The sequence below is a fragment of the Variovorax sp. Varisp41 genome (genome assembly GCF_047325085.1).
GTDB lineage: Bacteria > Pseudomonadota > Gammaproteobacteria > Burkholderiales > Burkholderiaceae_C > Variovorax.
Window position 1 is genome coordinate 2,646,236 of record NZ_CP168540.1, and the last position, 23,680, is coordinate 2,669,915.

The window sequence follows — 23,680 nt, forward strand, 5'->3', positions numbered from 1 at the left end:
CTTCGGCAGCACCGGCCCGCCATGAACGCCTGCCAGCAATGCGGCGCCTGCTGCGCCAGCTACCGCGTCGACTTCAGCGTGCACGAGCTCGACGACAACGGCGGCCGGGTGCCTTCGGGCCTGGCCGTCGAGGTCAACGACACGCTGTGCCGCATGCGCGGCACCGACCACACGCCCGCGCGCTGCGCGGCCCTCACCGGCAAGATCGGCCAGTCGGTGGCCTGCGGCATCTACGAGTGGCGGCCCAATCCCTGCCACGAGCTGCAGGCCGGCAGCGACGCCTGCCAGCGCGCGCGGCTGCGCCACGGGCTCGGCGCGCTGCCCGACACCCTGCACTGATCAGGTCGCCGGCACCGGCAGGCCGCCCACGCGGCCCTTGAATTCCTGCAGCGAGAAATAGGTCTGCACGTGGCGCACGCCCGGCAGGCGGTGCAGCTTGCGCTGCAGCAGCTCCGAATAGGCGTCGAGGTCCTTCGCCACCACCACCAGCATGAAGTCCTCGGGCCCCGAGATGCCGTGGAACATCACGACCTCGGGGATGGCGCAGACCGCGTCCTCGAAGGCGCGCGACAAGATCTCGGTCTGGTGGTCGATGCCCACCATCACGAAGGCCATCACGCCGAAGCCCAGCGCGCGCCGGTTCAGGCCCGCGTGGTAGCCGCCGATCACGCCGTCGTCCTCGAGCTTCTTCACGCGCCGCCAGCACGGCGACTGCGACAGGTGCGCCATCTGCGCGAGCTCGCCCGAGGTCAGGCGGGCGTTGTCCTGCAGCGCGCGCAGCAGCTGGAGGTCGGTGCGATCGAGGTCGGCTTGCATGATTTTTTCCAGATTTGGTCGTTTGAGAATGGATTATCCAATTTCATTCGAACCCATGGATAACTTCTCGACTTATGGCCACCCTTGCGAATAGCATCCGGCTCCGCGCAACGGCTTGTGGCAAGCCGGCATCCGGCCCACACTGGCTGCCTCGGCCCACCGGCATTGTTGCCACCCGAACCCCACCCTTCGTGACACCGATTCAGCCACCATGACCGCACCACGACGACTCTGGGACATCTCCGCCCCCGTGCACGCGGGCAGCCCGGTGTTTCCGGGCGACACGCCCTATACGCAACAGTGGTGCGCCACCATCGGGCCGGGCTGTCCGGTCAACGTGAGCGCGATCACGATGTCGCCGCACGTGGGCTCGCACGCCGATGCGCCGCTGCACTACGACCCCGAGGGCGCCACCATCGGCGACGTCTCGCTCGACGCCTTCATCGGCCCCTGCCGCGTGATCCACGCCATCGGCCGCGGCCCGCTGGTCGAATGGGCCCACATCGCCCACGCGATCACGAGCCAGCTGCCGCCGCGGGTGCTGGTGCGTACCTATGCCGCGATGCCGGTCGATCGCTGGGACGGCCAGCTCGCCGCCTATGCGCCCTCCACGGTCGAGCGCCTCGCGGCCATGGGCGTGAAGCTCATCGGCATCGACACCGCGAGCATCGATCCGGCCGACAGCAAGACGCTCGACAGCCACCAGGCGATCCGCCGCCGCGGCCTGCGCGTGCTCGAGAACCTCGTGCTCGACGAGGTGCCCGAGGGCGACTACGAACTCATCGCGCTGCCGCTCAGGCTGGTGAGCGCCGATGCCTCCCCCGTTCGCGCCGTGCTGCGCGAACTCTGATCCGCCAAGACCCATGACGACCACCCTCGAAGACTGCCGCGCGCTCGACGCGCAAGACCCGCTGCGCGCCCTGCGCGACCAGTTCACGCTGCCCGACGGCGTGATCTACCTCGACGGCAACTCGCTCGGCGTGCTGCCCAAGGCCGCGCCCGCGCGCATCGCCGAAGTGGTGGCCAGGGAATGGGGCGAAGGCCTGATCCGCTCCTGGAACACCGCGAGCTGGTTCGACCTGCCGCAGCGCCTGGGCGACAAGGTCGCGCGCCTCGTCGGCGCCGCGCCCGGCGAAGTCGTGTGCACCGACAGCACCTCGGTCAACCTCTACAAGGTGCTGTTCGCCGCGCTCTCGCAGCAGAAGGACAGCGGCCGCAAGCTGGTGGTGAGCGAGCGCAGCAACTTCCCGACCGACCTCTACATCGCCGAGTCGCTGTGCCGCGAGCGCGGCTTCACGCTCAAGCTGATCGAGGCCGACGAGCTGCCCGGCGCGCTGACCGACGAGGTCGCGGTGCTGATGCTCACGCACGTCAACTACCGCACCGGCGCCATGCACGACATGAAGGCCATCACCGCCGCCGCGCACGAGGCCGGCGCGCTCGCGGTCTGGGACCTGGCCCACAGCGCGGGCGCGGTGCCGGTGGCGCTCAACGAGGCCGAGGCCGACTACGCCATCGGCTGCGGCTACAAGTACCTCAACGGCGGCCCCGGCGCGCCGGCCTTCGCGTGGGTGCACACGCGCCATGCCGATCGCTTCGAGCAGCCGCTGTCGGGCTGGTGGGGCCATGCAGCGCCGTTCGAGTTCACGCCGCACTACCGGCCCGCGCCGGGCGTGGCGCGCTACCTCTGCGGCACGCAGCCGATCGTCTCGCTGTCGGCGCTCGAATGCGGCCTCGACACCGTGCTCGCGGCCGAGCCCTTCGACGGCGAACGCGGCGGCATGGGCGCGCTGCGCGCCAAGTCGCTCGCGCTCACCGACCTGTTCATCGCGCTGGTCGAGGAGCGCTGCGCGGGCCACGGCCTGTCGCTGGTCACGCCGCGCGAGCATGCGCGCCGCGGCTCGCAGGTGTGCCTGAGCCGCGACGAAGGCGCCTATGCGATCGTGCAGGCGCTGATCGCACGCAACGTGATCGGCGACTTCCGCGCCGGCGACGCGCAGATGCCCGACATCCTGCGCTTCGGCTTCACGCCGCTTTACCTCGGCTTCGAGGACGTCTGGAACTCCGTCGAACAGCTGGTGCAGGTGCTCGAGACCGGCGAGTGGCGGCGCCCCGAATTCAACCGCAAGAACGCAGTGACATGAGCACCGAGAAGCGCCCCGAAGAGATCGTCCACGAAGAGAAGGCGCAGCTGGATTTCAGCGCGTCGATGAGCTACGGCGACTACCTGCACCTCGACGAGATCCTCAACGCCCAGCATCCGCTCTCGCCCGCGCACGACGAGATGCTGTTCATCGTGCAGCACCAGACCAGCGAGCTCTGGATGAAGCTGATGCTGCACGAGCTGCGCGCCGCCACCGCCTGCATCGCGAGCGAGCAGTTGCCCGATGCCTTCAAGATGCTGGCGCGCGTGAGCCGCATCATGGAACAGCTGGTCGGTGCCTGGACCGTGCTGTCGACCATGACCCCGCCCGAGTACACCGCGATGCGCCCCTATCTCGCGAGCTCGAGCGGCTTCCAGAGCGCGCAGTACCGCTGCATCGAGTTCGCGCTCGGCAACAAGAACCCCGCCATGCTCAAGCCGCATGCGCACCGCCCCGACCTGCTGGCCCAGGTCGAAGCCGCCTGGCGCTCGCCCTCGCTCTACGACGAGTCGCTGCGCCTGCTCGCGCGCCATGGCCTGCCGGTGCCCGCCGACCGCCTCGAGCGCGACTGGACCCAGCCCTACGAGGCCAGCGACGGCGTCGAGGCGGCCTGGCTGCAGGTCTACCGCGAGCCGCACCGGCACTGGGACCTCTACCAGCTCGGCGAGAAGCTCACCGACATCGAGGATGCCTTCCGGCTCTGGCGCTTCCGCCATGTCACCACCGTCGAACGCGTGATCGGTTTCAAGCGCGGCACCGGCGGTACCGGCGGCGTGAGCTACCTGCGCAAGATGCTCGACGTGGTGCTGTTCCCCGAGATCTGGAAGCTGCGCACCGACCTGTAGATTCTCGGCGGCACCCCCGGGTGCCACCCCTTGCCGCTCCCGCCCAGCACGCTACATTTTTGGGAACCACGGAGGCGCCGCCATGAACGACATCCAGTTTTCGGCCGATGAGCTCGACACCCTGCGCGAACACGGCGTGGTGCTGTTCGCGGAGCGGGTGATCTTCGAGGCGCAGCCGCCGATGCCGGCGCACCGCATCTCGGCGATCCAGGCGATGTGCGCGGGCCCGCTGCCCGAACCGCTGCTCGCGCTGTGGCGGCTCACGGCCGGCGGGCGCCTCGACTACGACCTCGCGCTCGAGATGAACGGCAACATCGAGAACATCAGCTGGTCGGAGCTGTTCTGGGACGGCAGCGACGGCTACCGCGACCTGCAGGGCTGGATCGAGCACGAGCAGGAACTGGCCGAGGAAGGCGCGCAGACCCATGGCCTGCGCTGGCGCGGCAAGCTCGCGCACCTGCCCTTCGGCGGCTTCGAGTACTGCGACCGCATCTACACGGTGGTCGAGCCGGGCGCGGAGCACGGGCAGGTCGTGGCCTGGAAGCAGGGCCTGCCGCCGGCCTGGACCCATGCGCTGCACGAGGACGGCCTGAGCGTGGTCGCGAGCGACCTGTTCGGCGCCTTCGCCGCGCTGCACCTCGACGAGGACCCGCTCGCGCCCACCGGCGACTGCTACTCGGGCCACGCGCTGCTGGCCTACGTCGACGATCGCCACCAGGCCCACGGGCTGGACATCGACCTGATGGACAAGCTGGTCACCTTCTACTGCCGCGCCGTGGTCGACTGGCGCACGCCGCTGGCCGAGGGCAGCCTGCGCCGCCAGCCCGCGGTGGCGCGCACGGCGCTGCGCCATGCGATTGCGGTCGACGACGCGGCGCTGGTGGTCGAGCTCGCGGCCGCGGGCGTGCGCTTCGAAGGACCGCTGCAGGGCAGCGCGCTGGCCACCGACATGGCGGTGAGTCGCAGCGCCTATGCGGCCGCGGCGGCGCTGGTGCGCGCGGGGGCACCGGTCTCGGCCGAGGTGCTCGCGAACATCGACGGGCAGATCTCGCCCGAGCTCACGACCGCGCTGCTGGCCAATGGGGCGGAGCCCAACATGACGGCCGTGGTCGCCTGCGTGGCCTGCGGCGCGCCCGCGAGCGCGCGGCTGATCGCCGAGGCCTGCGCGCGCGCGGGCATCGACGTGCCGGCCGCCTTCATCGTCGACCGCGATGCGCTGCTGGCCGAGCTCGAGGGCACGCTGATGCAGGTGCGCAGCGGCTCGATGGGGCACTACCTCGGGCCCGAGGGGCTGGCCGAGCGCATCGAGCACCTGCAGTCGTTCAGGCTCTAGCCGCCGCGGATCTAGCCGCCGTACAGCCAGGGCTGGTCGAGCAGCCGCTCGCCGAGCGCGCGCATCGCGAGGTCGCGGCCCAGCCGCACCGGCCCGCTGGCATGGAAGATCTGGCCGTTGCGCCGCGCCTTCGCCTGCACCTGTGCATTGCGCTGCCAGCGCGCGGCCGCGTAGCGCGCGAAGGCGGCGGGCACGGCGGCCGCGCCACTATCGCCAAGCGCTTCCGACAGCGCCATCGCATCCTCGATCGCCATGCCCGCGCCCTGCGCGAGGTACGGCACCATCGGATGCGCGGCATCCCCGACCAGCGCCAGCCGCTCGTGCGCCATCTCGGCGGCCGAGATCAGCGGCGGGCGATCGCTGAGGCTCCAGGCGCGCCAGCCCGGCATGGCTTCGAGCAAGGCCTGCAACGAGGAACCCGTGCGGCCCGCGGCGGCCTGCAGCGCCGCGAGGCTGCTGGCCTGGTCCCAATCGTGCGCATTGCCGGCCGGCGCCGATTCGGCGATGACCACCACGTTGAGCCACTCGCCGGCACGCACCGGATAGGCCACCGCATGCAGCTGCGGCCCGAGCCACACCTCGACCCCGCCGCGGCGCAGCGCGGGCGGCAGCGTGTCCTGCCGCGCGAGCGCGCGCCACGCGGTGTGGCCGGTGATGCGCGGCGGCTGGCCGGCCGAGGCCGCGTCCAGGCGTCGCCGCACCACGCTCCAGAGGCCGTCGGCACCGACCACCGCCTCCCCCTCCCAGGCACGCGCGTCGCTGCTCGAGACGCACACGAGCTCGTCGCTGAGCTCCACGCGCTCGATCTGCGCGCCGGTCACGAGCGCGCCGGTGCCGCGCGCGCGCACGGCATCGAGCAGCAGCCCATGCAGGTCGGCGCGATGGATGCAGAGGTAGGGGGCGCCGTAGCGCTGGCGCATGGCGGCGCCGAGCGCGAGCCGGCCGATCTCGGCGCCGCTGCCGGCGCTGCGCACCACCAGTGCTTCGGGCTGCGCGGCGACCTGGGCGAGGGAGTTTTCGAGGCCGAGCTGCGACAGGCGCCGCGTGACGTTGGGGCCGAGCTGCACGCCGGCGCCGATGTCGCCGAAGGCGGCGGCCTGCTCGAACACGTCGACGCGATGGCCACCGCCGGCCAGCGCCAATGCGGTGGCCAGCCCCCCGATGCCGCCGCCGGCGACGAGGATGTGCGCGGGCATCGGCCTCAGCGCGCGGAGGACGAAGAGGCGGAGGAGGAAGCCGGGGCCTGGGGGGATTTGGGACCGCAGCTGTTGCAGCTGTCGCACGAGCCGCAGCCCGAGGTCTTGGCGAGCGAGGCCGCCAGTTGCTCGGCGCGCTCGGCATCGACGAGGCCGGCGCGCTGCGTGCCGGTGGCGACCTTGCGCGCGGCGCTGCGGCGCCAGCCCGCGGGCATCCAGCGCCAGACCGCGTAGAACGCGGCGCTCGCGACGATCAATCCGACGATCAGTTCTTGTGCCATGGAAGCTAGCCTTTCAGAGGCGGTTTTACCCCGCCCCGAGAGCCACCGCAACGTGGTAGGTGATGAAGCACGCGATGTAGGCCAGCGCGAACAGGTAGCCCGCCATGATCCACACGTACTTCCATTGCCCCGTCTCGCGCTTGACCGTGGCCAGGGTCGAGATGCATTGCGGCGCGAACACGTACCAGACCAGCAGCGACAGCGCGGTCGCGAGCGACCAGCTGCCGGCGATCAGCGGCTCGAGCGCGCCGGCCACGTCGTCGCCGGTGGCCGAGAGCGCGTAGACCGTGCCCAGCGCGCCCACCGCGACTTCGCGCGCGGCCATGCCCGGCACCAGCGCGATCGAGATCTGCCAGTTGAAGCCGATGGGCGCGAAGATGTGCTCGAGGCCGCGGCCGATCATGCCGGCCAGGCTGTACTGGATCGCCGGTCCGGTCGCGCCCTCGGGCGGCGACGGGAAGGTCGAGAGGAACCACAGCAGGATGGTCAGCGTGAGGATGATCGTGCCCACGCGCTGGATGAAGATCCATGCGCGCTCGTACAGGCCCAGCAGCAGGTTGCGCGGATTGGGCCAGCGATAGGCCGGCAGTTCCATCATCAGCGACGAGCGCTGCGTGTTGTCGCGGAAACGCTTCATCACCCAGGCCACCAGCATCGCCGAGACGATGCCGAAGACGTAGAGCGCGAACAGCACCACGCCCTGCAGGTTGAACACGCCGCCCACGGTGCGCGCCGGGATGAAGGCCGCGATCAGCAGCGCATAGACCGGCAGCCGCGCCGAGCAGGTCATCAGCGGCGCGATCATGATGGTGGTGATGCGATCGCGCCAGTTGCTGATGGTGCGCGTGGCCATCACGCCCGGGATGGCGCAGGCGAAGCTCGACAGCAGCGGAATGAACGAGCGGCCCGACAGCCCCACGGTGCCCATCACGCGGTCGAGCAGGAAGGCCGCGCGCGGCAGGTAGCCGGAATCCTCCAGCGCCAGGATGAACAGGAACAGGATCAGGATCTGCGGCAGGAAGACGATCACGCCGCCCACGCCCGCGATCACGCCGTCGACCAGCAGGCTCTGCAGCATGCCCTCGGGCATGTGGGCCTTGAGCAGCTCGCCCAGGCCTTCGGTGGCCGCCTTGATGGCGTCCATCGGCACGTTGGCCCAGCTGAACACGGCCTGGAACATCAGGAACATGGTGACCGCGAGCACCAGCATGCCCCAGACCGGATGCATCACGATGCGGTCGATGCGGTCGCTGGTGACCAGGCTGCTCGCGGGCTCCTTCACCGCCAGGCCGAGGATGCGGCGCACCTCGCGCTGGGTGGCGAGCACGTCGTCGAGGCCGGGCGCATGCCAGGGCTGCGGCGTGGCCGCGGCCACGGGGGTGTCGAGCACGGCCAGCAATTCCTTCGCGCCACCGGACTGCACGCCCACGGTCTCGATCACCGGCAGGCCGAGTTCGCGCGACAGCACGGCCGTGTCGACCGCGATGCCCTGCTTGCGCGCCATGTCGGTCATGTTGAGCGCGACCACCATCGGCAGGCCGAGCTTCTTGGCGTCGAGCACCAGGCGCAGGTTCAGGCGCAGGTTGGTGGCGTCGGTCACGCAGACCAGCAGGTCGGGCAGCGCTTCCTGGCTCTGGCCGGTGACGACGTCGCGCGTGACGGCCTCGTCGGCCGACAGCGCGTTGAGGCTGTAGGCACCGGGCAGGTCGAGCACGAACACGCGGCGGCCCGCGGGCGTGCGCAAGCTGCCTTCCTTGCGCTCGACGGTCACGCCCGCGTAGTTGGCGACCTTCTGGCGGCTGCCGGTCAGCAGGTTGAACAGCGCGGTCTTGCCGCAGTTGGGATTGCCCAGCAGCGCGATGCGGTTGGGCTGGCCGGTGGCGGCGAAACCGCCCGGGCCCTGGATCACGGCTTCAACCATGGCGCGCACCTCCGGCCACCTCGGCGCCCGGCGCCACGTGGATCAGCGCGGCCTCGTGGCGGCGCAGCGCGAAGGTGGTGTGGCCCAGCCGCACCGCGATCGGCTCGCGGCCCGGCATGCCGCTGGCGACGATGCGCACCGACTCGCCCGGCACGAAGCCGATCTCGGTCAGGCGCAGCACCAGCTCGCGGTCCTCCGCGCCGTCGGGGCGGGCGACGTCGAGCACGGTGGCCCACTGATGATCGGGAAGCTGGTCGAGGCGCAGGCCTGCGGAGGCCTGCGTAGCCGCAGTGTTGTTGGTTTGCACGGTGGGAGTGCGCTCGGAACCCCGGGAGCGCCAGTTAGCAAAACCAGGATGCTATCAATTCTCAATCGCGTAAACCTGACCAAGACCCCACAAACGCGCCGACCGCGCCGTGCGCCGGGCCGTTTCGACCCCGGCGGAACCGGGTCAGTTCAGGCCGAGCATGCCGCGCAGCTTCGACAGGTCCTCGGCCAGCGTGTTGACCCGGCCGGCCAGCAGCTTGCGGTCGCGCTCGCTGAGCTTCGAATAGGTCTCGAAGCCGCCGTCGGGCGTGCGGTACTTCGCGAGCGTGTCGAACACCACCTTGAAGTTGGCGTCGGCCTTGTCCGAGAAGGCCTTGTTCTCCTTCACCACCAGCGGGCGCAGCAGCTCGACGATCTTGAAGGCGCCCTCGAAGTTCGACTGGAAGTCCCACAGGTCGGTGTGGCTGTAGCGGTTCTCCTCGCCCGAGATCTTGGTGGCCGCGACCTCCTCCATCAGCACGGCGGCCCCGCCCACCACCTTCTCGGGCGGGAAGGTCAGCGCGCCCAGGCGCTTCTGCAGCTCGAGCACGTCGGCCAGCAGCTTGTCGGCCACGGGGTTCAGTTCCTTCGTGCTCTTCTGCACCCACAGGCCGTACTCGATGCGGTGGAAGCCGCCGAAGGCCGGATCCTTCTCGGCCTTCTCGTGGTCGTCGGCGCGCGAGTCGATCGACTTGTCGAGGTCGTTGAACAGCTCGGCCACCGGCTCGATGCGCTCGTAGCTCGTGCGCGTCGGCGCGTACAGCTTCTTCGCCTTCTCGATGTCGCCGGCCTTCACCGCGGCGGTGAAGGCACGGGTGTCCGCGGCCAGCTTGCGCACGTTCTCGGCCACGTAGATCTTGTAGTCGGAGATCGGGCCGACCAGCTCGAGCGGCGACACCGCGGCCTGCGCGCCGGCGGCGTAGAGGCCGGCGATGCCTGCGAGGAAGGTGGCGAGGAAGCGACGGCGGAACTGCACGGTCATGGATCTCCTTGGGTTCTGACGGTGGTGAAAAAACTTTTTGGGGGCGCGCGGCGCGCTCAGGCCGCCATCAGGCTGCGCCCGAGCCAGTCGGCCTCGTCGCGCACGCCCGGCAGCGTGAAGAAGAAGCCGCCGCCGATGGGCTTGATGTATTCCTCGAGCGGCTCGCCGTCGAGGCGCGTCTGCACCGCGATGAAGCCGTCCTCGAGGTTGGCCTGGTAGCAGATGAACAAGAGGCCCATCTCGAGCTGGCCCGACTTGGTGACGCCGTTCGAATAGTTGAAGGGCCGCCGCAGCATGAGGTTCTTGTCGGACGCCCTGGTGCGCGGATTGGCCAGCCGGATGTGCGCGTCGAGCGGCGTGGTCTTGCCCTCGGGGTCCTTCGCGTAGTCGGGCACGTCGTGCTCGGTCCTGCCGCCATCCATCGGCGCGCCCGTGGGCTTGAGCCGGCCCATGATGGCCTCCTGCTCCTGCAGCGGCGTGCGGTCCCAGCGCTCGACGAAGTTGCGGATGATGCGCACCGCCTGGTAGCTGCCGCCCACGGCCCAGGCCGGCTCGTCGCCGCCGGCCGGCACCCAGACGATGCGGTCCATCAGCGTGTCGTCGGCCGAATCGGGATTGGCCGAGCCATCGCGAAAACCGAGGAAGTTGCGCGCGCTCTCGGCCGGCTTGCCGGGCACGGCCGGGATCGGCGGCACGGTGCCCTCCTGCTTCCAGTGCAGCACCAGCAGGTCGGGCGTGTTCTTGATGATGTCGCGCAGCGCGTGGATGTTGGTGTCGGGCGTGTTGGCGCAGAACTGGATCGACAGGTCGCCATGGCACAGCGCGGCATCGAGCGCGTCGTTCGGATGGCGCTGCATCTGGTTCAGCCGCCTGGGCTTCTTCGACGCGAGGCCGAAGCGTTCGTCGAACAGCGAGGTGCCGACCGAGACGGTGACGGTGAGCCCGTCGGGCTGCACCACCGGCCCGAGGATGCCCGAGCCCGCGGGCGGCAGCTTGGGATCGGGATCGGTCTGCGGGCCGCCCTGCGTGAGGAAGGCGATGCGCTCGGTCAGGGTGCGGAACAGGCGCTCGAGGTCGGCGCGGTTCTCGGCCAGCACGTAGAACGAAGCGATCATGCCGGCCGTCGGTCGCGGCGTGACGATGCCGGCCTGGTGCTTGCCGCGAAAGGGCACGCGGTCCTGCGTGTGGGTGCTCTGCGGCGCGTCGGTGACCTGGGCGCCGGCATCGGGCCCGTTGGGCGGGCCCGAGGGCGCGGCGGCATGCGCGGCCGCGGCCAGGCCGGCGAAGGCGGCACCGGCCGCGCCGAGCATGCGGCGGCGGTGCGGGGAGGCGGGTGGCCCGTCGGTGGGGAGGGATTCGTTCTTCGTGGTCATGAGAGGTCGGTCGGCAGCAGCCTCATTCCAGGCCGAGCGCGGCATTCACCTTGGCCAGTTCCTCGGCCAGCGCGCGCACGGGTTCGGCCAGGGCCTTGCGCTGCGCCTCGTCGAGCGGCGCGGGCTTGAAGCCCTCGCCTTCGCGGTACGGCGCGAGCGCGGCGTCGAAGGCGGCGAAGCGTTCGTCCAGGCTCTTCTGCAGCGCGGGCGCGGCCTTCACCAGCAGCGGCTGCAGCAGGTCGGCGATCTTCTTCGTGCCTTCGTAGCTGCCCTGCAGGTTTGCGAGTTCGGCATGGCCGTAGTGGTCCTCGCCGCCCGCGGGCAGGTTGTCGGCCACGCGGCGCAGCAGCTTCGAGGCCGAGCTCGCGAGCCGCTCGGGCGGCATGTTCAGGCCGCGCAGCCGCTCCTTGAGCACGCCGATGTCGGCGATCAGCTGCGCCACCACGGGCGCGAGCGGCTTCAGGTCGTTCTGGCCATACAGCGCGTACTCGATGCGGTGGAAGCCCGTGAAGCCGGCATCGGCCTCGCGCTTCTCGAAGTAGTCGGCGCGCGCGTTGATGCGCGTGTCGAGGTCGGCGAACAGCTCGGCCATCGGCTCGATGCGCTTGTAGGCCTGGTGGGCGGGCGCATAGAGCGCCCTCGCCTGCTGCAGGTCGCCGGCCTGGACCGCGTCGGCCAGCGCGCGCACCGCGTCCTCGAGCGAGCCGGCCTCCAGGCGCAGGAAGGTCTGGTACTCGGCCAGCGCGCCCACGTAGTTGACCAGCGAAGGCCGCGCCGCCTCGGCCTCGGAGGCGGCCGAGGGCGTCACGCGCAGCTTGCCGCGCGGGTTGCTCAGCAGGCCGCAGGTGATCGCGAAATCGCCGGGCTGCAGCTTCACCGTCATGGTCTGCGAGAAGCCCGGCGCGATGTTCTCGCGCTCCTCCACCACCATCACGCCGTCGAGGATCTCCCACTCGAGCGCGCGGTTCGACTGGTTGACGATGGTGAAGGTGGTGCGCCCGGCCGGCACCGTGATCTCGTTGGGCTCGCAGACATTGCCGCGGATCGTGACGGTGACCGCGTTGTCGGCAGCCTTCGGCGGCGCCTGGCGCGCGTGGTTGGAGGCATACCAGAAGGCCGCGAGGCCGGCGAGCGCCAGCAAGGCCGACGCGGCGACCGCCACGCGCATCAGGTGGGAAGAAGGTGCCTTGGATTCGGGAGAGGAAGAGGACATCGAGGGGATTTCAGCGGGCCGCGGCCGCGCGTGGCGCCGGCGCGGCCGGACGCAGGAAGAAGAACAGGGCGAGGGCCAGGAAGGCCAGGTAGACGACGACCTCGCCCACCACGGGCGCGGCCTGGTAGCCGAGCAGGCCCGACAGCACGGCGCCCAGCGGGCTGTCCATCGGCAGGGCCTCGCTCATGTCGAAGACCACCGTCTGCAGGTGGTTCCAGACGCCGCCCTCGTGCAGCTTGCGCAGCACGCCGGCCAGCAGGCCCGCGGCCACCAGCAGGATGAACAGGCCGGTGAAGCGGAAGAAGCGCCGCAGGTCGAGCCGCACGCCGCCCGAATAGAGGCCGTAGCCGACCACCACCGACACCGCGATGCCGGCGAGCGCGCCCACGGGCGCTTCCCAGCCGCTGCTCTGCTGGAAGATCGCGAGCAGGAAGAACACCGACTCCAGGCCTTCGCGCGCGACCGCGAGGAACACCATGCCGATCAGCGCCCAGCCCTGGCCGTCCGAGCCCTTGGCGAGCGCCTGGTCGATCGAGGCCTGCAGCTCGCCCTTGATCGAGCGCGCGGCCTTGCGCATCCAGAACACCATCGAAGTGAGCATCACCACCGCGATCAGCCCGACCACGCCCTCGAACAGCTCCTGCTGCTTCTGCGGGAACTCGGCCGCGAGCAGTTGCAGCCCGGCGCCCGCGAACAGCGACAGCGCGGTGGCCAGCAGCACGCCGACCCACACCGCGGGCATCAGCGCGCCGCGCCCGCTCTGCTTGAGGTAACTGGCGACGATGCCGACGATCAGCGCGGCTTCGATGCCTTCGCGTAGCATGATGAGAAAGGGGATAAGCATCGGCTTCGGAAATCAGGGCGAGAGGAGCCCTCCGGAACCGGCGCGATCAGCGACGCTGCATGTCGACTCCACGGAGGAGCGGACGAGGATAACCCATCAAACAAGAACCATTCTCATCCGATGGGCTTTTCTTACCGGATGGTAATGAAAGCTCTGTGACAGGACGGGTCAGACCGGCAGTTCGACGATACGCGCATCGACCGCGCCGCCCTCGATGCGCAGTTCGGCGACCGCGATCGGCAGGCTGAAGCGCCGCGACCCCGCGCTGCCCGGGTTCACGTAGAGCACGCCGCCGCGTTCCTCGATCCTGGGCTTGTGCGAATGGCCCGAGACCACCACGCGCACGCCGGCCGCGGCCGGGTCGATGGCGAGCTGCGCGAGGTCGTGAATGGCATAGAGATGCACGCCGCCGAAGGCCACGCGCTCGGTCTCGGCAATGCCCTCGGCCCAGGCCTCGCGGTCGTTGTTGCCGCGCACCACGGTCAGCGGCGCGATCGCGCGCAGGGCCTCGAGGATGGCGGGACTGCCGATGTCGCCGCCGTGCACGATGAAGTCGCAGCCCTGCAGGGCCGCCACGGCCTGCGGGCGCAGCAGGCCGTGGGTGTCGGAGATCAATCCGACGCGCGTCACCGGATCAGGCGGCCAGCAGCTGCCGCAGCACGAAGGGCAGGATGCCGCCGTGCTTGTAGTAGTCGACCTCGATCGGCGTGTCGATGCGCAGGCGCACCGTCACCTCCTGGTGCGTGCCGTCGGGGCGGTGCACGACCAGCTTCACGTCCATCTGCGGCTTGAGCTCGCCGCCGATCACCACGTCGATCTGCTCGTCGCCCGTGAGGCCCAGCGTCTGCCAGGAATCGGCGCCGCGGAACTGCAGCGGCAGCACGCCCATGCCGACCAGGTTGGCGCGGTGGATGCGCTCGAAGCTGCGCGCCACCACGGCCTTGATGCCCAAGAGCTGCGTGCCCTTGGCGGCCCAGTCGCGCGACGAGCCGGTGCCGTACTCCTCGCCGCCGAACACCACCGTGGGCGTGCCCTGGGCGATGTACTTCATGGCCGCGTCGTAGATGAACATCTTCTCGTTGCCGGGCTGGAACAGCGTGACGCCGCCCTCTTCCTGCGTGCCGTTGGCGTCCGGCGGAATCATCAGGTTCTTGATGCGCACGTTGGCGAAGGTGCCGCGCATCATCACGTCGTGGTTGCCGCGGCGCGAGCCGTAGCTGTTGAAGTCGGCCTTGGGCACGCCGTGCGCCTTGAGCCAGATGCCCGCGGGCGAACTTTCCTTGATCGAGCCGGCCGGCGAGATGTGGTCGGTGGTGATCGAGTCGCCGAACAGCGCCATGATGCGCGCGCCCTTGAAGCCCGCGTCCGCGGCATGCGGCTTCATCTTGAAGCCCTCGAAGAACGGCGGCTCGGCGATGTAGGTCGAGGTGGGCCAGTCGTAGACCTGGCCCGTGGTGCCCTTGATGCTGCTCCAGAACTTGCCCGGGTCGGTCTTGACCTTGTCGTAGTTGGCGCGGAACGACTTGGCGTTCATCGCATAGCGCAGGTTCTCGTCGATCTCCTTCGGCGTGGGCCAGATGTCGCCGAGGTAGACGTCCTTGCCGCCCTTGCCCTTGCCCACCGGCTGGGTCATCAGGTCGACCATCACGTTGCCCGCGATCGCGAAGGCCACCACCAGCGGCGGCGAGGCCAGGAAGTTGGCCTTGAGGTTCGGATGGATGCGCGCCTCGAAGTTGCGGTTGCCCGAGAGCACGGCCGCGCCGATCAGGTCGTTCTTCGTGATGATCTCGTTGATCTCGGGCGTGAGGTCGCCCGCGTTGCCGATGCAGGTGGTGCAGCCGTAACCCGCGAGATAGAAGCCCAGCTTCTCGAGGTAGGGCAGCAGGCCGGCCTTCTCGAGGTACTCGGTCACGATGCGCGAGCCGGGCGCCAGCGAGGTCTTGACGTGCGGCTTGACCGAGAGGCCGGCTTCCACCGCCTTCTTGGCCAGCAGGCCCGCGGCCAGCATCACGCTCGGGTTCGAGGTGTTGGTGCACGAGGTGATCGCGGCGATCAGCACGTCGCCGTTGCCGATGGTCACCTCGCCCTTGGATTTGGACGGCGCCGCCGGCGCGGTGGCGCTCACGTGCGCGGCCGCCTTGGTCGTGCGGTTGGCCACCATCTCGACCAGGTCGCGCGGCGCGCCCGGGGCGGGCGCGGCGGTTTCCTCGTCGTTGCCGGCACCGGCCGGCGCGAGCGGATAGCGCAGCTTGAGCTTGTCGGCCGGCTGGTTGAAGCCGTTGGCGTCGTTGGGCTTGCTGTAGAGCTCCGAGAACTTGGTCGACAGGTGGCCCAGGTCGATGCGGTCCTGCGGCCGCTTCGGGCCCGCCAGGCTCGGCGAGACGGTGCCGAGGTCCAGGCGCACGACCTTGGTGTAGTCGATGTCGCCGGGGTTGGGCATGCCGAACAGGCCCTGCGCCTTGTAGTAGGCCTCGAAGCGCTCGACCTCCTCCTTGGTGCGGCCCGTGCCCTCGAAGTAGGCGACGGTCATCTCGTCGACCGGGAAGAAGCCCATGGTGGCGCCGTACTCGGGCGCCATGTTGCCGATGGTGGCGCGGTCGGGCACGGCGATCGAGGCGGCGCCCGGACCGAAGAACTCGACGAACTTGCCCACCACCTTCTCGGCGCGCAGGATCGAGGTGACGTAGAGCACCAGGTCGGTGGCGGTCACGCCCTCGCGCAGCTTGCCGGTGAGCTCGAAGCCCACCACGTCGGGCGTGAGCATGTAGACCGGCTGGCCGAGCATCGCGGCCTCGGCCTCGATGCCGCCCACGCCCCAGCCGACCACGCCCACGCCGTTGATCATGGTCGTGTGGCTATCGGTGCCGACCAGCGAGTCGGGGTAGTAGACCGGGACGTCGCCCTTGTCGTTCGGGTTCGAGTAGACGCCGCGCGCGAAGTACTCGAGGTTGACCTGGTGCACGATGCCGAAGCCGGGCGGCACGACACGGAAGGTGTCGAAGGCCTGCATGCCCCACTTCATGAACTGGTAGCGCTCGTTGTTGCGCTGGAACTCGAGCTTCATGTTGAGGTCGAGCGCCTTGGGCGTGCCGTAGTAGTCGACCATCACCGAGTGGTCGACCACCAGATCGACCGGCACCAGCGGCTCGATGGTCTTGGGCGACTTGCCGAGCTTGGCGGCCACGCTGCGCATGGCGGCCAGGTCGGCCAGCAGCGGCACGCCGGTGAAGTCCTGCAGCACCACGCGGGTCACGACGAAGGGGATCTCGTCGGTGCGCTCGGCGTTCGGCGCCCAGTGGGCCAGTTCCTCGACATGCTTGGCCGACACCTTCTGGCCGTCGCAGTTGCGCAGCACCGACTCGAGCACGATGCGGATCGACACCGGCAGCCGCTCGACGCTCGGGTGCTGCTTGGCCAGTTCCTTGAGGGACCAGTACTTGCCGGCCTTGCCCGATGCGGTCTTGAAGGTCTTGAGGGTGGACGCAAAGGCGTGAGCCGGTGCTTTGGCCATGTGTGGGACTCCTTGGGGAATGTGTTCGTGAAGCGCCTCAAAGGTTAGCAGGGATGAATGTCAATTGCTGTAGTCAGGCATCGCTTCGGAAGGCCACCGAAGGCTATGGCCGCCATTGACAAAAAGCCCTCTCGAGCGGCCATGAAAAAGGCGCCCCGCGGGCGCCTCGACGGCATGCGGACGGAAGGCGTTCAGGCCAGTGCCATCCGGGCCGCCGGCCGGCTCGCGCGCAGTCCGCTCCATTGCAGCTCGGCCAGCACCAGCACGCAGACCGCCTGCGCCAGCACCCAGGCCACGCCCAGGGCCGTCACCGGGAACAGGCCGCCGGCCAGCAAGGCGGCGCAGCCCACGGCCCAGCCCAGGTTGCCGAGCATGACCACGCCGATCAGCGTGCGCGGCGGGGTGGCGCGGCTGGCCATGAAGGCGGCGGCCGCCGCATAGACCAGCAGGAACACCCCGGTGCCCAGCAGCAGCGCGGCCGGCAGGCCGGTGAGGCGGGCCAGGGTGTCGGTGAAAGCGACCTGCAGCGCGCCGGTGCCGGCGCAGGAGGCGGCGTCGGCCCACATCACGCGGGGCAGGAAACGCGGCGAGGCGAAGAGCGTGGAACGTGCGGTCATGAGGTTTCTCCTTCGGTTCGGGTGGTACGCCGCAAGACTGTCCTGCTGCGTTGGGGTCGATGATTCCGGGACCGGCGCACAGCGTCCATGACCTGCCAGGTCATGGCGACGCGCGGCCCGCGCGCCAGAATGCGGCCCCATGAACACCCCCCGCCCCCACCCCACGAAGCCCGGCCAGCCGGGCGCGCGCGATCCCTTCGGCGTGCACCTGCGGCACTGGCGCACGCACCGCCGCCTGAGCCAGCTCGACCTGGCGCAGGAGGCCGAGGTCTCGACCCGGCACCTGAGCTACGTGGAAACCGGCCGTGCCGCGCCCAGCCGCGAGATGGTGCTGCGGCTGGCCGAGCGGCTGGAGGTGCCGCTGCGCGAGCGCAACGCGCTGCTGGTGGCCGCGGGCTTCGCGCCCATGTACCGCCAGCGCTCGCTCGACGACCCGGCCATGGCTTCGGCGCGCCGCGCGGTCGACCTGGTGCTCAAGGGCCACGAACCCTTCCCCGCGCTGGCGGTGGACCGCCACTGGAACCTGGTGGCCTACAACGCACTGGTGCCGCTGTTGATGGAAGGCGCGTCGGCCGAGCTGGTGACGCCGCCGGTCAACGTGCTGCGCCTGAGCCTGCGGCCCGACGGGCTGGCCTCGCGCATCGCCAACCTCGCGCAGTGGCGCGCCCACCTGCTCGAGCGGCTGCAGCAGCAGATCGCCGCCACCGGCGACCGCGTGCTGGTCGAGCTGCACGACGAGCTCGCGGCCTACCCCGTGCCCCACGTCGGCCACGACACCCCGCCCGCGGGTGGCGAGCTGTCGGGCGTGGTGGTGCCGTTCCAGCTCGTGACGCCCAACGGCGTGCTGAGCTTCATCAGCACCACCACCATCTTCGGCACGCCGGTCGACATCACGTTGCAGGAACTCGCGGTGGAGTCGTTCTTTCCGGCCGATGCGCAGACGGCGGCGGCCCTGACGGCGCTGGCTGCGCAGGCGAAGGCGCAGGCGGCTGCGGCGGGCTGAGCGCGCCCTCCCCCGCCTTGTCTTCGTCGCGCGCCTTCGGCCCCGGCACGTCGTCGACCTGGATCACCTTGTCGGCCGCGCGCAGGTAAGCCAGCGCGAGCGCCGGATCGGCGGCCGCGCGGGCCGCGGCCTCGAGCGAGTTCGTGCGCCGCAGCACCTTGTTGAGCGCCGCGGTTTCCTCGCCGAGCCGGTCGCCCAGTTCCAGCGCGCTCATCAGGTCGCGCAGGCCGCCAGCCGCGGGCTCGCTGAGATCGGGCACCAGCCGCTCGACCACCTCGGGCCGGGTGCGCAGCGTCTCGGCCAGCGCCAGCAGCTGCACGTCGCGCAGCGGCGCCAGGTGCGCAGTGCGCCACAGCACCAGCGCGCCGATGAAGCGCCGGCCCGGCGTGGGCAGGTTGGCATAGAGGTCGTGCAGGATCGCCGCCGCCTGGTCGAGCTGCACGCGTATCGCGGCCTGGGCGAAGGGCAGCATCTCGGGCGCCGCCTCCACGCCATAGCGCCACACGCAGGCGCTGGCGAGATAGAGGTGGGCCAGCACGTCGCCGAGCCGCGCCGACAGCAGCTCCATGCGCTTGAGCTTGCCGCCGAGCATGCCCATGGCCAGGTCGGCGGTGAGCGCGTACTTGGCGCTCATGCGCGCGATCAACCGGGCCTCGGGCGCCAGCGCCTCGGGCGGGCGGCCCAGCACCGGCGCGCCGAACAGGCTGTGCCAGAGGTTGCGCGCCACGTGCCCGCCATGCGCCATCAGCGCCTTGCCGAGCGCGCTCTCGTCGTTGGCCTGCACCGCGGCCATCTCGTCGAGCACGTGCGGATGGCAGCGCACCGCGCCCTGGCCGAACACGATCAGCGCGCGCGTGAGGATGTTGGCGCCCTCCACCGTGATCGCGATCGGCGCCTGCCTATAGGCCACGCCCAGCAGGTTCGAGGGACCGGAGATGATGCCCTTGCCGCCGAGGATGTCCATGCCGTGGTTGACCGCGCGCCGGCCGGCCTCGGTCAGCTGCACCTTGAGGATCGCGCTCGCCACGCTGGGCCGCTCGCCGGCATCGAGCGCGCAGGCGGTGAAGCGGCGCGCGGCGTCGCTCGCATAGAGCTCGGCCGACATCTGCGCCACCAGCCCCGCCACCGCGTGGAACTTGCCCACCGGCAGGCCGAACTGCTCGCGGATGCGGCCATAGCCGTTGCTCACGAACAGCGCGGTCTGCTGCATCGCCGAGCCGAGCGCCGGCAGCGAGATGGCGCGGCCCGCGGCCAGGCACTCCATCAGCATGCGCCAGCCCTGGCCGACCTGCGGCTCGCCGCCGATCACCCAGTCCATCGGCACGAAGACCTGGCGGCCGTGGATCGGGCCGTTCATGAAGGCGCTGTCCATCGGGCGATGGCGCCGGCCGATCTCCATGCCCGCGTGCGGCACCGGGATCAGCGCGCAGGTGATGCCGAGATCGCGCTGGCCCTCGGGCCGGCTCTCGTCGACCGCGTGGAAGGCCAGGCCGACCACGGTGGCCACGGGCGCCAGCGTGATGTAGCGCTTGTCGAAATCGACCAGGAAGCCGCGCGTTGGCCGGCCCTCGAACTCGCGCTCCACCAGCACGCCGCGGTCGGGGATCGAGGCGGCATCGGAGCCCGCGTAGGGCGAGGTCAGGCCGAAGCACGGCAGCTCGCGGCCATCGGCCAGGCGCGGCAGGTAGTGCTGCTTCTGGCCGTCGGTGCCGTAGCGCAGCAGCAGCTCGGCTGGGCCGAGCGAGTTGGGCACCATCACCGTGACCGCCGTCGCGACGTTGACGGTGGCGATGCGCGCCACCACCGTGGCATGCGCATGGTGGCCGAAGCCCAGGCCGCCGAACTCCTCGGGAATGATCATTCCGAAGAAGCGCTGCTCGCGCAGGTAGCGCCACACCTCGGGCGGCAGGTCCTTCGCTTCGTCGATCGCATGGTCGTCGAGCATCGCGCACAGCGTGCGCACCTCGCGGTCGATGAAGGCCTGTTCGCGCTCGGTCAGGCGGTTGGGCCCGAAGGCGGCGAGCGCATCGAAATCGGGGCGGCCGGCGAACAGCTGGCCTTCGAAACCGACGGTGCCCGCTTCGAGCGCGGCGCGTTCGGTGTCGCCCAACGGCGGCAACGCCTTCGAGAAAGGCTTCATGGCCCAGCGGCCGATCAACGAGGCCAGTGGCATGCGTGTCTCCTTCGCCGCGAGGCAGGCGCGCGGCGCTCTACCATGGTGCGACCGGGGCGGCCCGGGCCCGGCCGGCCGAGGACGACCGCGCGTGTCGGAGACGGGCTTGCATTGCCGGCGCGCGCGGCGCCGCGCGGCTCAGCGCCGCTTCGGCGCCTGCTGCCCGGCCGGTGCCGCCGGTGCGGGCGCCGCTGCCGGCGCGGCCGCAGCAGCCGCCGGATCACGCCAGCCGTATTCGACATAGCGCCGGATCACCAGGCAGCCCGGCGGCGAATCGATCAGCGACACCGACGAGGTCGGCTCCTTGTCGTCGGTGTAGACCGTGTAGACCGGCAGCAGCTTGGTCGCGCGGTAGTTCGGCAGTTCCTGCTGGGCGATGCTCGCGCAGGTGAAGGGCGCCACCGAGATGCGCTCGGCCGCCACGGTGCAGGCGCCGCTGTCGTCGGGGATCGCGGTGATCGAACCCGCCACGCCGGCATTCGGGAACTCGATGCCGATCAGCGAGAACACCGGGCCGCTGTCGGGGCGCTTGCGGTCCCAGTCGAGCAGCACGTCGTGGCTGCGGCTGCCCTGCACGGTCAGCGAGGACAGCCGCGTGATCGCCGGCAGGCAGCGCTTGACGCCCACGCTGGTGGCCGCGCGCGTGAGGGTGTCCTGCGGCGGCGCGGGCGGTGCCTGGGGCACGAGCACGCCCTGCGCGAAGGCTGTGGCCGCCAGGGTGCAGGCCGCGGCGCACGGCAGCAGACGAAGGAGAAGCGATGTCGGGGTCATGGGGGTCGTTCCGAAGTCGGCCGCGTTCAGGCGTAGAGCGCCTCGATCGCGGCGGTGTAGATGCGCACGTTCTCCTCGCCTTCGGGGTCCAGCCGCTCGAGCAGCGCCCGCGCGCGCTCGCGGTAGTTGGGCAGGTCGGCGTCGTGCTCGGCGAAGGCGCGCCGCAGCGCCCGGCCGCCGTCCTCGCAGTCGAAGCCCTGGTAGCGGTAGCCGCAGTCGCCGATCAGGTGCGAGTTGTGCACCAGCGGATAGCCGCCGTACAGCGCCTCGTAGTAGAGGTAGTTCTGGCCATTCTCCCAATGGTGCGCGAACACGCAGTCGACATTGGGCGGCACCACCTGGTAGACCGGGAAACGCCCCTCGAACGAGGCCAGCCCGTGCTGCACCAGGTCCAGGCTCTGGGCGAAGCCGACGAACAGCGGCTTCTCGCGCAGGTGGAAGCTGTTGTAGACCCACAGGCGCTCGATCAGGTCGGGCTGCGCGCGGTGCGCCGCCTCGCAGCCCAGCATAGGGATGAAGCTGGTCTTCACCATGCAGATGTTGGGCTCGAAGATCGCCACGCGCCAGTGCCGGCGCCCGGGCTCGTAGGCGAAGGGCTTGCCGCCGCCGCTGCGCGCCAGCGCGCGCTCGAGCACCATCGGGCTCCACAGATGCGGCATCAGGCGCACCGGCGTGCGGAAGGCGGCCTCGAAATAGGGTTTGCAGGTGGCCTCGTACTCGGGCAGCGTCCAGACCTCGTGGTAGGGCGCGAGCGTCAGCAGCAGGCCGTGCGGCTTGTCGAAGATCATGCGCTCGATGTCGATCACGTAGTCGTTGCCCACGCGCATCGACACGATCTTGCCGCCGCGCTCGCGGAAGGCCACGGCCCAGTCGCGCCCGAGCTGGGCGCTCATCTCGATCATCACGTCGAGTTCCTGCGCGGCGGTCGCCATGTCGATGATCGGCACCGGCGAATCGGCCAGGAAACCGGCCGCATCGGCCGGCGCGCCGTCGCCGCCGCCGGCCACGAGCACCGTGCTGGCCACGCGCGGCGAGCGCAGCAGCAGCATCACGAGGAACAGGCAGTTCTGGTAGACGCCGTTCTCCCACAGGCTCTGCTCGCCCTTGCGGATGAAGATCGAGACGCCGACGCGCAGCTTGCCGGGCATGGCGTTCATCGCGCGGCACCTCCGGCGCGGAAGTTCTCATCGCCGTCCACGAGGTGCAGCAGCCGCTGCGCATAGCCTTCGACGTTGGCGCTCGCCAGCGGATCGAGCGCGTCGAACACGCGCTGCGAGCGGGCCCTGTAGTCGTCGAGTTGCGCGTCGTGATGGCGCGCCGCGTTCAGCAGCTGCTCGACGCCGGCGCCGACCTCGAAGCCCGGGTAGTAGTAGCCCGCGTCGCGCAGCCAGGGCGAGTTGTGCACCAGCGGGTAGTTGCCGTAGAGCGCGTCGAGGTAGCTGTAGTTCTGGTCGTTCTGCCACTGGTGCGACACCACCGCGTCGGCATGCTGCACCATGAAGCCCGCGAAGTCGTGCCGGCCATGGAAGATCGCCTTGTGCTCGCGCACGATGTCGAGCGAGTTCGCCAGGTAGAGCATGGTCGGGTGGTCCTTCATGTGCAGCGTGTTGAGCGCATGCATCCAGCTCACCGCCTTCGGATCGGCGCGGTAGGCGCCGTCGCAGATCAGCATCGGCAGGGTGCCAGCCTTCACCACCGAGATGTTGGGTTCGAAGATCGCGACCCGGAAACCCGGCTGCTCGGCCGTGCGCGGCACGTAGCCGAAGCGGAAGCCCGCCGCCTCGACCTCGACCACGCGCTGCGCGAGGAACTCGGGGGACCAGAGGTAGGGCACCACGTGCACCGGGCAGCGGTTGTACACGCGCATCATCGGCGCGAAGGTTTCGTCCTTGGGCAGCAGCCAGACCTCGTCGCAGCGGTCGGGCCGGCTGAAGTGCCCCTTGTCGGAGAACACGATCGGCTCGGCCAGCGACACGAAGGGCTGGCCCACGCAATGGAACACCACGCGCCCGCCGCGGGCCCGGAAATACGACAGCCACGAGACCTCGAGCGCGCCCGCCATCTCGAACACCACGTCGAGCGCATCGGTGAGCTCGCGCGCCCGGCCGATGGCGAGCCCGCGGGCCGCGAGGTCGACCTGCGGCGGCATCACCGACTGGTCGCCCGCGTCGATCAGCGTGACCGACTCGACGAAGGGGATCCGCTGCAGCAGCCGGGCCAGGAACAGCACGTTCTGCCCCATGCCGTTCTCCCAGATGTTCTGACCGGCGTGGGTGAGGACTGAAATACCGATGCGCATGGGCGATGAGTGTCCCTCAAAAAAGGAAGGCCCCCGCACCCTGGGGCGCGGG

At 70.2% G+C, this 23,680-nt stretch carries 22 protein-coding genes; 6 read left to right on the forward strand and 16 right to left on the reverse strand.

Annotation, left to right across the window (positions count from 1 at the left end; translation table 11 throughout):
• Positions 1-21 precede the first annotated feature (21 nt).
• A complete protein-coding gene (locus ACEN9J_RS12420) occupies positions 22-339 on the forward strand; it encodes a YkgJ family cysteine cluster protein (RefSeq protein WP_093348847.1) in 318 nt (105 codons plus the stop codon).
• Here ACEN9J_RS12420 and ACEN9J_RS12425 read toward each other — a convergent pair whose 3' ends face one another.
• Entirely contained in the window at positions 340-816 is a 477-nt protein-coding gene (locus ACEN9J_RS12425; protein WP_413764224.1) for an Lrp/AsnC family transcriptional regulator, read from the reverse strand.
• Between the two features lie 211 nt (positions 817-1,027).
• Between ACEN9J_RS12425 and kynB the strand changes: the two genes are divergently transcribed.
• The 4 genes from kynB (at position 1,028) to ACEN9J_RS12445 (ending at position 5,138) form a co-directional block, all read left to right on the forward strand.
• Complete coding sequence (gene kynB / locus ACEN9J_RS12430) at positions 1,028-1,666, forward strand: arylformamidase (RefSeq protein ID WP_057590672.1); 639 nt, start codon at positions 1,028-1,030, stop codon at positions 1,664-1,666.
• Positions 1,667-1,679: 13 nt separating this feature from the next.
• The gene (gene kynU, locus ACEN9J_RS12435) at positions 1,680-2,960 is read left to right on the forward strand and encodes a kynureninase (protein ID WP_057590673.1); all 1,281 of its coding nucleotides are present in this window, start codon (positions 1,680-1,682) and stop codon (positions 2,958-2,960) included.
• Entirely contained in the window at positions 2,957-3,805 is an 849-nt protein-coding gene (kynA, locus tag ACEN9J_RS12440) for a tryptophan 2,3-dioxygenase (protein ID WP_057590674.1), read from the forward strand. The genes kynU and kynA overlap by 4 nt, the downstream gene beginning before the upstream one ends.
• A gap of 82 nt (positions 3,806-3,887) precedes the next feature.
• Positions 3,888-5,138, forward strand: a complete 1,251-nt coding sequence (locus ACEN9J_RS12445) for a hypothetical protein (protein WP_057590675.1) — start codon at positions 3,888-3,890, stop codon at positions 5,136-5,138.
• Between the two features lie 11 nt (positions 5,139-5,149).
• Here ACEN9J_RS12445 and ACEN9J_RS12450 read toward each other — a convergent pair whose 3' ends face one another.
• The 11 genes from ACEN9J_RS12450 to ACEN9J_RS12500 form a co-directional block, all read right to left on the reverse strand.
• On the reverse strand, positions 5,150-6,334 hold the full coding sequence (locus ACEN9J_RS12450; protein ID WP_413764225.1) for an FAD-dependent monooxygenase: 1,185 nt from the start codon (positions 6,332-6,334) through the stop codon (positions 5,150-5,152).
• A 5-nt stretch (positions 6,335-6,339) separates the two neighbouring features.
• Positions 6,340-6,615, reverse strand: a complete 276-nt coding sequence (locus tag ACEN9J_RS12455) for a DUF6587 family protein (RefSeq protein ID WP_057590677.1) — start codon at positions 6,613-6,615, stop codon at positions 6,340-6,342.
• A 25-nt stretch (positions 6,616-6,640) separates the two neighbouring features.
• The gene (feoB, locus tag ACEN9J_RS12460; protein WP_413764226.1) at positions 6,641-8,536 is read right to left on the reverse strand and encodes a ferrous iron transporter B; all 1,896 of its coding nucleotides are present in this window, start codon (positions 8,534-8,536) and stop codon (positions 6,641-6,643) included.
• Positions 8,529-8,843 (reverse strand): FeoA family protein, encoded by a 315-nt coding sequence (locus ACEN9J_RS12465; RefSeq protein ID WP_261208616.1) that lies wholly within the window; start codon positions 8,841-8,843, stop codon positions 8,529-8,531. Before ACEN9J_RS12465 ends, feoB begins: the two co-directional genes overlap by 8 nt.
• A gap of 144 nt (positions 8,844-8,987) precedes the next feature.
• The gene (efeO, locus tag ACEN9J_RS12470) at positions 8,988-9,824 is read right to left on the reverse strand and encodes an iron uptake system protein EfeO (RefSeq protein WP_296780224.1); all 837 of its coding nucleotides are present in this window, start codon (positions 9,822-9,824) and stop codon (positions 8,988-8,990) included.
• 56 nt (positions 9,825-9,880) lie between these two features.
• Positions 9,881-11,197, reverse strand: coding sequence for an iron uptake transporter deferrochelatase/peroxidase subunit (efeB, locus tag ACEN9J_RS12475; RefSeq protein ID WP_413764227.1), 1,317 nt, complete (start codon positions 11,195-11,197; stop codon positions 9,881-9,883).
• A gap of 22 nt (positions 11,198-11,219) precedes the next feature.
• A complete protein-coding gene (gene efeO / locus ACEN9J_RS12480) occupies positions 11,220-12,410 on the reverse strand; it encodes an iron uptake system protein EfeO (RefSeq protein WP_413764228.1) in 1,191 nt (396 codons plus the stop codon).
• Positions 12,411-12,420: 10 nt separating this feature from the next.
• Entirely contained in the window at positions 12,421-13,254 is an 834-nt protein-coding gene (gene efeU / locus ACEN9J_RS12485; RefSeq protein WP_057590681.1) for an iron uptake transporter permease EfeU, read from the reverse strand.
• A 168-nt stretch (positions 13,255-13,422) separates the two neighbouring features.
• The gene (locus ACEN9J_RS12490; RefSeq protein ID WP_413764230.1) at positions 13,423-13,884 is read right to left on the reverse strand and encodes a metallophosphoesterase family protein; all 462 of its coding nucleotides are present in this window, start codon (positions 13,882-13,884) and stop codon (positions 13,423-13,425) included.
• Positions 13,885-13,888: 4 nt separating this feature from the next.
• Positions 13,889-16,765, reverse strand: a complete 2,877-nt coding sequence (locus ACEN9J_RS12495) for an aconitate hydratase (protein ID WP_057590683.1) — start codon at positions 16,763-16,765, stop codon at positions 13,889-13,891.
• Positions 16,766-16,956: 191 nt separating this feature from the next.
• On the reverse strand, positions 16,957-17,382 hold the full coding sequence (locus ACEN9J_RS12500; RefSeq protein ID WP_057590684.1) for a hypothetical protein: 426 nt from the start codon (positions 17,380-17,382) through the stop codon (positions 16,957-16,959).
• Positions 17,383-17,521: 139 nt separating this feature from the next.
• On the opposite strand from ACEN9J_RS12500, the gene ACEN9J_RS12505 reads away from it, so the two are divergent.
• Positions 17,522-18,385, forward strand: coding sequence for a helix-turn-helix domain-containing protein (locus ACEN9J_RS12505; RefSeq protein ID WP_261208632.1), 864 nt, complete (start codon positions 17,522-17,524; stop codon positions 18,383-18,385).
• Here the strand turns inward: ACEN9J_RS12505 and ACEN9J_RS12510 are convergent.
• The 4 genes from ACEN9J_RS12510 to ACEN9J_RS12525 form a co-directional block, all read right to left on the reverse strand.
• Positions 18,273-20,558 (reverse strand): acyl-CoA dehydrogenase, encoded by a 2,286-nt coding sequence (locus tag ACEN9J_RS12510; RefSeq protein ID WP_413764231.1) that lies wholly within the window; start codon positions 20,556-20,558, stop codon positions 18,273-18,275. The two genes, ACEN9J_RS12505 and ACEN9J_RS12510, sit on opposite strands and share 113 nt — an antisense overlap.
• 138 nt (positions 20,559-20,696) lie before the next feature.
• The gene (locus tag ACEN9J_RS12515) at positions 20,697-21,329 is read right to left on the reverse strand and encodes a hypothetical protein (RefSeq protein ID WP_057597658.1); all 633 of its coding nucleotides are present in this window, start codon (positions 21,327-21,329) and stop codon (positions 20,697-20,699) included.
• Positions 21,330-21,355: 26 nt separating this feature from the next.
• Entirely contained in the window at positions 21,356-22,486 is a 1,131-nt protein-coding gene (locus ACEN9J_RS12520) for a DUF2827 domain-containing protein (protein WP_057597659.1), read from the reverse strand.
• On the reverse strand, positions 22,483-23,628 hold the full coding sequence (locus tag ACEN9J_RS12525; protein WP_413764232.1) for a DUF2827 domain-containing protein: 1,146 nt from the start codon (positions 23,626-23,628) through the stop codon (positions 22,483-22,485). Before ACEN9J_RS12525 ends, ACEN9J_RS12520 begins: the two co-directional genes overlap by 4 nt.
• Positions 23,629-23,680 lie beyond the last annotated feature (52 nt).